Annotated in this window: 10 protein-coding genes; 6 read left to right on the top strand and 4 right to left on the bottom strand. The window is 47.6% G+C overall.

Annotation, left to right across the window (positions count from 1 at the left end; translation table 11 throughout):
- Positions 1–25: 25 nt before the first annotated feature.
- Together H6F68_RS21690 and H6F68_RS21695 are read right to left on the bottom strand one after the other, a co-directional pair.
- A complete protein-coding gene (locus tag H6F68_RS21690; RefSeq protein WP_190562207.1) occupies positions 26–463 on the bottom strand; it encodes a hypothetical protein in 438 nt (145 codons plus the stop codon).
- Between the two features lie 18 nt (positions 464–481).
- Positions 482–748, bottom strand: a complete 267-nt coding sequence (locus H6F68_RS21695; RefSeq protein ID WP_190562209.1) for a hypothetical protein — start codon at positions 746–748, stop codon at positions 482–484.
- A 283-nt stretch (positions 749–1031) separates the two neighbouring features.
- On the opposite strand from H6F68_RS21695, the gene H6F68_RS21700 reads away from it, so the two are divergent.
- A complete protein-coding gene (locus tag H6F68_RS21700) occupies positions 1032–1706 on the top strand; it encodes a MotA/TolQ/ExbB proton channel family protein (protein WP_242065608.1) in 675 nt (224 codons plus the stop codon).
- Positions 1707–1744: 38 nt separating this feature from the next.
- The gene (locus H6F68_RS21705; RefSeq protein ID WP_190435342.1) at positions 1745–2158 is read left to right on the top strand and encodes a biopolymer transporter ExbD; all 414 of its coding nucleotides are present in this window, start codon (positions 1745–1747) and stop codon (positions 2156–2158) included.
- Between the two features lie 75 nt (positions 2159–2233).
- Here the strand turns inward: H6F68_RS21705 and H6F68_RS21710 are convergent, their stop codons facing one another.
- Positions 2234–3157, bottom strand: a complete 924-nt coding sequence (locus H6F68_RS21710) for a hypothetical protein (RefSeq protein ID WP_190562213.1) — start codon at positions 3155–3157, stop codon at positions 2234–2236.
- Between the two features lie 735 nt (positions 3158–3892).
- Here H6F68_RS21710 and pstS point away from each other — a divergent pair.
- The 4 genes from pstS (at position 3893) to pstB (ending at position 7858) form a co-directional block, all read left to right on the top strand.
- Positions 3893–4930 (top strand): phosphate ABC transporter substrate-binding protein PstS, encoded by a 1038-nt coding sequence (pstS, locus tag H6F68_RS21715; protein ID WP_190562215.1) that lies wholly within the window; start codon positions 3893–3895, stop codon positions 4928–4930.
- A gap of 126 nt (positions 4931–5056) precedes the next feature.
- The gene (pstC, locus tag H6F68_RS21720) at positions 5057–6079 is read left to right on the top strand and encodes a phosphate ABC transporter permease subunit PstC (RefSeq protein ID WP_190562217.1); all 1023 of its coding nucleotides are present in this window, start codon (positions 5057–5059) and stop codon (positions 6077–6079) included.
- A gap of 6 nt (positions 6080–6085) precedes the next feature.
- On the top strand, positions 6086–7003 hold the full coding sequence (pstA, locus tag H6F68_RS21725) for a phosphate ABC transporter permease PstA (protein WP_190562219.1): 918 nt from the start codon (positions 6086–6088) through the stop codon (positions 7001–7003).
- Positions 7004–7087: 84 nt separating this feature from the next.
- Positions 7088–7858, top strand: a complete 771-nt coding sequence (gene pstB, locus H6F68_RS21730) for a phosphate ABC transporter ATP-binding protein PstB (RefSeq protein ID WP_399314823.1) — start codon at positions 7088–7090, stop codon at positions 7856–7858.
- A gap of 107 nt (positions 7859–7965) precedes the next feature.
- Here pstB and H6F68_RS21735 read toward each other — a convergent pair whose 3' ends face one another.
- Positions 7966–9399, bottom strand: a complete 1434-nt coding sequence (locus tag H6F68_RS21735; RefSeq protein WP_199300233.1) for an alkaline phosphatase family protein — start codon at positions 9397–9399, stop codon at positions 7966–7968.
- Positions 9400–9634 lie beyond the last annotated feature (235 nt).

The raw sequence follows: 9634 nt of genomic DNA on the forward strand, positions 1-9634 counted from the left end.
CACCCCCAATGTGGAGCAGTCCCTACTAGTCAATGTAGTCTCGGAGCATATCCGGCTTTTCTGGCTCATCTGCCATAATGGGGCGATCGCCATCGAGAGAAAAGGTCTTGCGAGTTTGCACTTTATCTGCGGCAATTGGTCGTTTGCCATCTTCGTCAACCACTGCTTTCACATCCAAATGGCTCGGCGTAATGGGGCGATCGCCATCAATGCCCAGAGTTTCGGTCGACTCTAAGGAACTGGCCACAATCGGACGACTGCCATCGACTTCAATCGTGGCAAGGACCCGGATGTCATCCGCCACGACGGGGCGATTGCCATCAATGGGCAAAATCCTCTCTACCTGAAGATCACTCTCATCAATCGGACGATTGCCGTCGATCTGAAGCAGCTTGGCATCTGCTTGATCTGACTCCTTCCGAGTCAGAGCGCTGTTATCTGGCTGCTTTTGCTGTTTACTCACAATACAAACTCCTGATCTTTATCGCAACTCTCCACTTTTAACGGCTGGACTGAGTCGTGAGCGACTACCTAACGGTTGGTTTTCCAGCAATTCTGCTCGTTCCCTGGGCCAAAGCCCACTGTGACCATCGGTCAGTGCGTCGGTCAGTGCGATTTCAAGTGGTGCATGCCTGAAGGTTGCGATCGCCGAGGTTCCGGTTCCTTGCCACCGGCGAGAGGCACGACCACGATGAGCAAAACGGGGTCCCCAGGAAATGAAGTCATCGTCACAGAGAAAACTGAGCAAACTTCAGATAGAGATAACTTCACTAAAGGTTTTAAGCTATTTGACACTTGAAATTGCCATCATAAAGTTTGCCAAAAGTAATCTAATAACTGCTGAAGAAGTTTATAGGAATAGAACTTAACCGCAAGTTATCTTTTTGCTTACGCTGCCTTAACTATGTAGGGAGCATAGCTCAGGTATTCTGTAGACGGTGAATTGATTGCAGTCAAGAACTGAAGAGCTGGCTGTTTCTAAAGAAATCATGGCTAAAGTATTTGATTTATTCTTAGTGGGGGGTCCTGTTATGTGGCCCCTTTTAGGTTTGTCTGTTGCCTCTGTTGCCTGTGCCCTAGAACGAGCTTGGTTTTGGTTCAAACTACTGCGGCAAGAAGACCGCATTGTCCATGATGTTTTAGAAGCTGCTCGCTACGACCTAGAGAAGGCGATGACGATCGCTCACCAAGCTCAAGATCTATCGATTGGTCGCTTCTTACTAGCACCCTTGAAACTAAACCAGCCCACTCCTGAAACATTTCGCTTAGCCATGGAAGCGGCTGGAGACAAAGAGTTTGTCAAAATGCGTAAGGGCGACAAACTCCTAGAGACTGTTGTGGGCATAGCACCGCTGCTGGGTCTGTTGGGAACTGTTACAGGATTGATCACAACTTTTGCCAACCTCAACATTGGGACTGGCGGTACCGCAGCAGATACAACAAAAGCCGCTGCGGGGATTGGCGAGGCGTTAATTTCGACAGCAACTGGAATGATTGTGGCGATCATGGCTCTGGCTTGCTTTCGGGTATTTGTGACCTTACAAGCTCAACAGATGGACTATTTCTCAGAAGCAGGCAGTGAGCTAGAGCTGATTTATCGGCAGTTTTGGTATGAACCGCACCAACCTAGCCAAACTTCACCAAAATATGCGATCGCCTCCTGCCCCACCGCTAACGATGCGGTCGTTTCAGTTGAAGGACACTAACTCAGCTAAGTTAAACACCAAGTTAGGCACAGAAAAAGATGCGATTTAAGTCTCGTCAGAACAGAGCTGAGATGCCAGAGTTAAATCTGCTTCCCATGATGGATGTGATCATGACTGTTCTGACATTCTTTATTATTGTCTCCATGACGCTGACCAATCAAAAAACAGTCAATATTACTCTACCCAGTGCTAATACCAGTACAGAACTGCAAAATACTCCTGATCCCCTGGTAGTGGGCTTGAATCGGCAAGGACAAGTCTTACTCGCTGACCAGCCAACCAATGAAGCAGCACTAGCGCAACAGATGCAAGCCTACTTGGTGCAAAATCCTAAGGGAGCAGTGATTCTGAAAGCAGATAGCAAGTTACCCTACGAACAGGTAGTAAAGTTGCTAGCAACCATGCGAGATGTGGGAGGCGATCGCGTTTCCCTAGCTGTGGATGAGAGTTAAGCGATCGCCTGAGAACTTCCCAGAAATCGTTTCAGAAATTGTTAGGAGCATTGAGCAGAGTCACTCAGAACTTAGTTACATCGGAGAACTAGTCCAAACGGTGACAATAGTTCCAGTGCCATCTTTGGTTGGTACTAAATTCAGGTAGCCCGTGAACTTACCCTTCTGAATTTGATAAAGCAATCCTCCCCCATACTCACCTGAAGAATTGGCTGAAATCGTAAAACCGTTACCTTGGAGAGTAGGCGTTATGGTGCTGACGAGAATTTGCTCAGGCGTTTGCCCTCGGACGACCTTTAGATCGCCGTAGATCTCTGAGTCGGGAGTTGGGGTAATCTCAAAGCCTTCTGCATCAACACCACCTAAACTCTCATAAAACCTTTCAGGCTCTGTGAAATCCTTAGGAGTGGCGTTGATACTGTCAGCAAAGTCCTCACCATTAATGCCTGCCGCTCCAGTTTCGGGAACTAGTTGTGCTAAAACATTGCCCAACTCAACCGGAACTTCTACAGCTTTTTTCAGCTCGTCTAAAGTGCGGGGCGCATCAGCGAGAACATAGACAGTTCCAGTTCCCTCAATCTCAATCAAGCTGAGATACTGGGTCAAACCTGCTCGCGAGAATTGATAAACTTTTCGCTCTGTTTCGTCTATTTCTAAGCGCTGCTCATACTGTTTGGCTGGCAGCTCTTTTTCAAAATAAGCCGCTACTTTAGCGAGAGGATTACCTGTCTGAAAGCAAGAAGGAATATCGAGACAGCCAGCCTTAGCGCCTGGAAAGTGTGGAAAATCCTCTAACGGGTTGGTAGCGGTGGGTGCGAGTGCCTCTGCATCTGTGGGTGCGGTTGTCTCCGTAGGTGCAGGCGTAGGGCTAGAAGTAATAGGCGTGGGGTCAGCCACTACCGCTTGAACGGGTTCAAGCGGTAGTGGTTTAGCAATAGCTGGAATGATCGGTTGGGATTGGGCTGTGCGAGCGATCGGTAGACGCACTGCTTTTGGCATAGTTGCCAGAGTTTGTGGTACAGGTTTTTTAGCAGTTGGCTTGATAGTCGAAGGTTTTGTTGTGGGGGACAGCTGGGTGATTTTGACAGTTTTTTCAGATTTTGGAGCGGTAGCCTTATGGTTGGCAGCTGTAGGGATTAACAAAAGTAGCCCATGTAGACCAAGAGAGATCAACAACATTGGTCGAACCAAAACTCGCAAAGAATCAGAGAGATTTTTGTTGGTATAAGCTTGGATCATGGACTTAGGGTAACTACTAATTACTGAAGAGACCAGAGAATTTTTGAGCTAAATAAATTCAAAACTAATTCAAAATTCTATCTTTGGTTAAAGCAAGTTTAGCTAGGAATTAAATTAGGATTTTCTGAAGTGTTTTTAAGAGTTGTGCTTCACTCACTTGATTGTGCAAAGCATGTAGTTATTTGTTCAAAGTCTAAGAAATTAAAGTAACTATTCGGTGCGGTAGCTCTACCTCCTCTGGTGCTTGCAGAAGTTGAGGTTTATTTGATAGCTCAGAAAATCTTATCGAAAAGTATATCAATGAATTTAGTTAAGAAGGTTAAGAATTGAGTTGAAAAATAGCCAAAAATCTAAAGATTAAACAGTTTTTCAACCAAATTTAACTTACTCTTATCTATCCATTTACTTAAGCTTAACTGGTCAAATTGTACGGTTGTCAGTGGTTGACCAAGCACCGATCGCTGCTGATATTTCCTGATTGAGGACAAGGCAAATATGGTTGTTTTTACGACCGCTTTTCGTCGTACAGTTGTTGCCTCAGTTGCAACGGTTTCTCTTACATTTGGCCCGCTTTCGACTGCGATCGCCCAAGCATTAACCTTAAACGGCGCAGGTGCTACTTTTCCCGCCCCGCTTTACGAGCGGTACGCTGCCGAAATTAAAAAGAAGTATCCTGACATGCAAATTAACTACCAAGCCATTGGTAGTGGTGGCGGTGTTCGCCAAGTCATTGCTGGCACGGTTGACTTTGGTGGTAGCGATGCAGCCATGACCGATGTCCAAATGGCAGAGGTAAAAAATGGTGTGCTGTTGGTTCCTACAGCAGGCGGTGCAGTTGCAGTTGTTTATAACCTCCCTGGTGTTAATAACCTGAAGCTTTCTCGTAAGGTTCTACCAGCAATTTTTTCAGGCCAAATTACTCGTTGGAATGACCCTAAAATTGCTGCTGACAACCCCGGTGCCAAGCTACCTGATCAGCCAATTAAAAGTGTTGTGCGGGCAGATGGTAGTGGTACAACTTTTATCTTCACCAATCACTTGAGTGCGATCGATCCTTATTTCAAAGGTCGGGTGGGGGTCGGCACAGCTCCAAAGTGGACCACCAATCCCATCAAAGGTAAGGGCAATCCTGGAGTTGCCGCTCAAGTCGCTCGGACCACTGGTGGCATTGGCTATGTTGAGTACGCTTACGCCAAGCAAAACAAGCTGCAAACGGCCCAAGTGCAGAATAAGCAGGGAGCGTTTGTTTCTCCCTCGTTAGAAACAGCCAACAAAGCGCTAGCGGCAGTTAAGTATCCCGACAACTTCCGCGTCTTTGAAGGAGACCCTGCGGATGGCTATCCGATCGCAGGTCTTACTTGGCTAATGGTGTACAAGCAGTATTCAGATCCTGCTAAAGCTGAGGCCGTCAAAAAGATGGTGGAGTGGGTTCTAACAGAAGGCCAAGATCTCAATGATGATCTAGACTACACCCGAATTCCTAAATCTGTGGCTGATCGAGCTAGAGCTGTAGTTAAAAGCAATGTGAAGTAGACTGCGCTTCAAGCAATCAAGTTGTCATCAACTACAACTACTGTGAGGGCATCTTCAACAGGGATGTCCTCTGCCTGTCTCTTCTATAAACCTTTCTTGGCTTAGCCTGACTCAATCTCTTCATCTATGTCTGACTCAGCTGAATCGGTTGATAAGTTCCTCAAGGCCGCTACGAATCCTTCCTTAGCGCTGCTACTAGATCCAGAAGCTACTATTCCTGATCTCAAACTTGCTCGGGGACAAAACTTTTGGCTCGACCAAAGCTTCACTTGGTTAGTCAGAGCTTTGGCTCTGGGAACAGTCTCTACTTTACTGTGGATAGGTTGGGTTATCTTTCAGCAAGCACAACCCGCTATACAGCGATTTGGCGTTGGATTCCTGTGGAGTCTAGATTGGGATGTAGGTGAGTTGGTGTTTGGAGCATTGCCCTACATCTATGGCACCCTGGTCAGCTCTGCAATCGCCCTATTGCTAGCAGTACCGATTGGCGTTGCGGTGGCTCTAGTCACGAGCGAAGATTTTTTGCCTCTTTGGGTGCGATTGCCCTTTGCTTTTATCTTGGAGTTATTAGCTGCTATTCCTAGCGTCATTGTGGGTTTATGGGGAATCTTTGTGTTGATCCCCTTCCTCCAACCTATTCAGCAGTGGCTCTATCAACTATTAAAGTGGCTGCCCTTATTCAGCACAGAACCCTTTGGACCCAGCTTATTGGTGGCAGGGATCATCCTAGCCATCATGATCTTGCCCACGATCGCGGCGATTAGTCGAGAGATATTGCTAGCCCTTCCCCAGGAGCTTCGCAGTGCTTCAATGGCCTTAGGGGCAACTCGGTGGGAAACGATTGTGGGTGCGCTGCTACCTACAAGTGGGTCTGGAATTTTAGGTGCAGCTACATTGGCTTTGGGACGCGCTTTAGGCGAAACGATGGCAGTGACGATGGTAATTGGCAATTCTCCTCAAATTAGCCTGTCTCTTCTAGATTTGGGTTATACCATTCCAGCGGTTCTAGCCAATGAATTTGCTGAAGCTTTAGATGCACTACATGTCGGAGCCTTGATGTACTTGGCCTTGATCCTGTTTGTGCTAACGCTGCTCGTCAATGTTGCAGCGGTGCTGATGATTCAAGTAGTCAGTCAGTCTCGTCGATAAATTCTTATGTCAACGAATTCAGTTCCCACTCCTCCACCCTCTATAGAAGCCAATTTTGTAGATACACTCAGTTGCCCCCTCTTGCTGCGTCGAGTGCTCTTCAGTTATGGGATGACTGCGATCGCCTTCAGCTTAGCGGGACTAGCGCTCCTGCCACTACTCGCAATTTTGGGCAAGATCTTGGCCGAAGGAGTTCCTGCATTTAAGTGGGAAATGCTAGTATCGCTGCCCGCTCCTGCTGGAGTTGTAGACATGCCCAATGGATTTGCCCATGCCATTCTAGGCACCTTGACAATGGTAGGCTTGGCTTCCTTGCTCAGTATCCCAGTTGGCATCTTGACCGCAATCTTTTTAGTAGAGTTTAAGGCGGATGTGGCTTGGGCCAAGATCGTGCGCTTTATGACGATAGTTCTGAGCGGTGTACCTTCCATTGTCGTGGGCGTGTTTGCGTATGGTGTGATTGTCCTAACCACTCGTAGCTTTTCTGCGATCGCAGGGGCATTTGCACTAGCTGTGATTATGTTACCTATTGTGGTGCTTACCACGGAAGAGGCTTTGAAGCTGGTGCCTGTGTCTCAGCGCTTAGCTTCCGCTGCTTTGGGAGGTAGCCAACTGCAAACCACCTGGCGCGTTGTTATCACCTCAGCTTTACCAGGCATTACTACGGGTATTCTGCTTGCGATCGCTCGTGCAGCAGGAGAAACAGCTCCTCTTCTGTTTACAGCCTTGTTCAGCCAAAGCTGGCTGGAAGGTTTGACAAGCCCTACCCCCTCCCTATCAGTACTCATTTTCAACTATTACAACGAGCCTTACCCCGAACGGAGCCAATTAGCTTGGACAGCTTCGTTGGTGTTGCTGTTACTTGTGGTAGTTACCAGTCTAATCTCACGTTTTCTCACCCGTAGTCGCCTGAAGCTTGGCTAAATTATGTCGTTTGATCTCCCTGAACCTGCAGTAGATGCTAGCACTCACCAAACCCTTCCTACCTCTCAAAATGTTCTACAACCTTTGATTCCTGCTTTTGATGTGGTTGGTCTCACCTTCGCTTACGGCAATCATAAAGTTTTGGAGGATGTGACGATCGCAATTCCTCCAAGACAGGTGACAGCAATCATTGGCCCTTCCGGATGTGGCAAATCAACCTTTATTAAGGCGTTGAATCGCATTGCTGAGTTGGAAGGAAAAGTTCAGGTCAAAGGTCGTGTCGAATTTTTTGGCCAAAACATCTATCATTCTCGTGTCAATTTGAACCAGCTACGACGGCAAATTGGCATGGTCTTTCAAAAACCCAACCCTTTCACCATGAGCATCTTTGAAAATGTAGCTTATGGCGTGAAATTGCTGGGACGACCCTCCAGAGATAAGCTAGATGAAATTGTTGAAGGTGCTTTACGAGGGGCGGCTCTCTGGGATGAGGTCAAAGATAATCTCAACAAATCCGCTTTAGGATTATCTGGTGGTCAGCAACAGCGGCTTTGTATTGCTAGAGCCTTAGCAGTACAGCCAAAAATTTTGCTGATGGATGAACCTTGCTCCGCCCTCGATCCGATCGCCACAATGAAGATCGAGGAATTGATCAGCAGTTTGCGCCAGCACTTAACGATTGTGATTGTCACTCACAATATGCAGCAAGCCTCACGTATTTCCAACTCCACTGCATTCTTTACGACAGATGAAACACGTATCGGTCGTCTAGTAGAGTTTGGTCCTACTGCAAGGATCTTCATGGAGGCCAGCCATCCTAGCACCCGTGACTATATTGAAGGACGATTTGGCTAAACAAGTTGTTAGTATTCTAGACCTGTGGCTCACCATGCTCGAAACTAATCTAGGGTATTGGCTTCTGAAAAGTTACCAACAGATCTAGAACACCACCCAAAATCTAATTAAGCCAAGGTAAAGTTTGAGGTTCTTGCATTCATCCCTTCAATCGCAGTGGAGGCTTCCAGGTCACTGATGCCAGAGATTGCATTGATAGCCTCTTCACCCAAGAGGAGGCTGCCTTGTCCTAAGGAAGTGGCGAGATTAGCAACATTGATGACTTGATCAAGAGTGATCCAATCATCAACAACATTGAGGAGGCGATCACTATCTAAGTTGAGAATATTTTTTATGGCAGTCGGATCAATCTCTCCTAGGAAATTAAAGGCATCAATAATCTCATCTCTCACGCCTGATAATAGCAGCGGATTATCATCGACGATGCCCAGAACATCATCTTCCAGTCGTTCAAGGGCTGTTTCAAAATCATTCGAGCCTGTTTGTTTAAAGATTGATGTCCCTTCTACCGTCGGCGCTGGTTCTACATCCAGCAAATCAAGAATTGTGGGCGCAATATCAATGCTGCGAACTCTTTCAAGGTCAGAGAGCGCGTTTGCATTAAAATCAGGTCCAATTGCCAGAAAGCTCGCTTGCATCTCTGGAAGATTCGGGTCATACCCATGTGCACCATAAAAGCTGGGTACGGAGAAGATGGGTTGTTGCTCTCCTGGAAGCACCTCATCGCCTTTGCGCTGGACTGATGGCTGAAACCCGTCGAAGTTGTAGCCCAAGCTTAGGAGGGCAAACACATCGCCCGTGTCTTGGCCGATGAATTGGCTGGTAGCGTTGATAATATCCTGAGCTGTGGGGTTACTAGGGATGGGGCGTTGGTAGATCTTGTCGAACAGAGCAATGTCTTCCTCTGAGGCATAGATGAAGTTTTCATCCTGCAAGCCTCTCAGCGTGCTTACAACTTGTTGTTGCAGTGCCTGGTATTCGCTGGGTTCAACAGTACCGTTTGGTTCGCGCCCTTTCAGGTTAATGTAAATGTTCACCGCTGGTCCACTGGTCGCTGCTCGGACCTGATTCAAGTCAAACCCAGCGTTGGCCAGAATGTTATTCATATTGACGGCAGTATGGAACGGCGCAAATCCGTGGTCAGAAGTGATCACGATGTTGCTGTTTGGCACCCCAGCTTCATCGACTCCCACGGCGTCAATCACACGCTGTACAGCATCACTGGCAACTTGATAAGCATGCAAAACATAGTCTTGGAAGCGATCAACCTGAGCCGGATCTTGCCCCACACCAATAGAGTTAGGGTTACTGGGGTCTGTGGCTTGCCGGGGGTCCGTCAACAAGAATTGATGCTGAGCCCCGTCGGGTTGCTCAGGAATGTCTTCTAACTCAGCAACTTTGACATCGCTGAATGAGGCCATCCCTAGCCGTGCCAGCTCTTGTACAGCTGCTTCTGGAGCAACCGTGAAGTCTGCTGCATCCAAGCTAAATCCTTTGGCACCAAGGCCGCCAAAAGCACCAAATGAGACCGTGTAATCCACCGTTCGGATATCGCTGGACTGGATGATAGGGGCAGGATCAACTCCTGGTAAGCGGATAGTGGCTCCATCGGCACCAGGGAATGTCGCTGCAACTACTTTCTTACCCGCTTCTCGTAGCTTTACTCACATCTTGCACCTTGTGATGTGAACCTCCCATCCTTGCTTCTGTAACAACCTTCGCTTTTGCGCGACTTCCTCAAGGAGCAGAGCAATAACTACTTCACTCAGGCAGACT

This window comes from Trichocoleus sp. FACHB-262 (genome assembly GCF_014696035.1).
GTDB lineage: Bacteria > Cyanobacteriota > Cyanobacteriia > FACHB-46 > FACHB-46 > Trichocoleus.

Bases quoted from the DNA above. Each gene is read 5' to 3' on its own strand.
- H6F68_RS21705 (WP_190435342.1), top strand. From the start codon at position 1,745: ATGCGATTTAAGTCTCGTCAGAACAGAGCTGAGATGCCAGAGTTAAAT.
- H6F68_RS21700 (WP_242065608.1), top strand. From the start codon at position 1,032: ATGTGGCCCCTTTTAGGTTTGTCTGTTGCCTCTGTTGCCTGTGCCCTA.
- H6F68_RS21710 (WP_190562213.1), bottom strand. From the start codon at position 3,157: ATGCCAAAAGCAGTGCGTCTACCGATCGCTCGCACAGCCCAATCCCAA.
- pstC (WP_190562217.1), top strand. From the start codon at position 5,057: ATGTCTGACTCAGCTGAATCGGTTGATAAGTTCCTCAAGGCCGCTACG.
- pstS (WP_190562215.1), top strand. From the start codon at position 3,893: ATGGTTGTTTTTACGACCGCTTTTCGTCGTACAGTTGTTGCCTCAGTT.
- pstA (WP_190562219.1), top strand. From the start codon at position 6,086: ATGTCAACGAATTCAGTTCCCACTCCTCCACCCTCTATAGAAGCCAAT.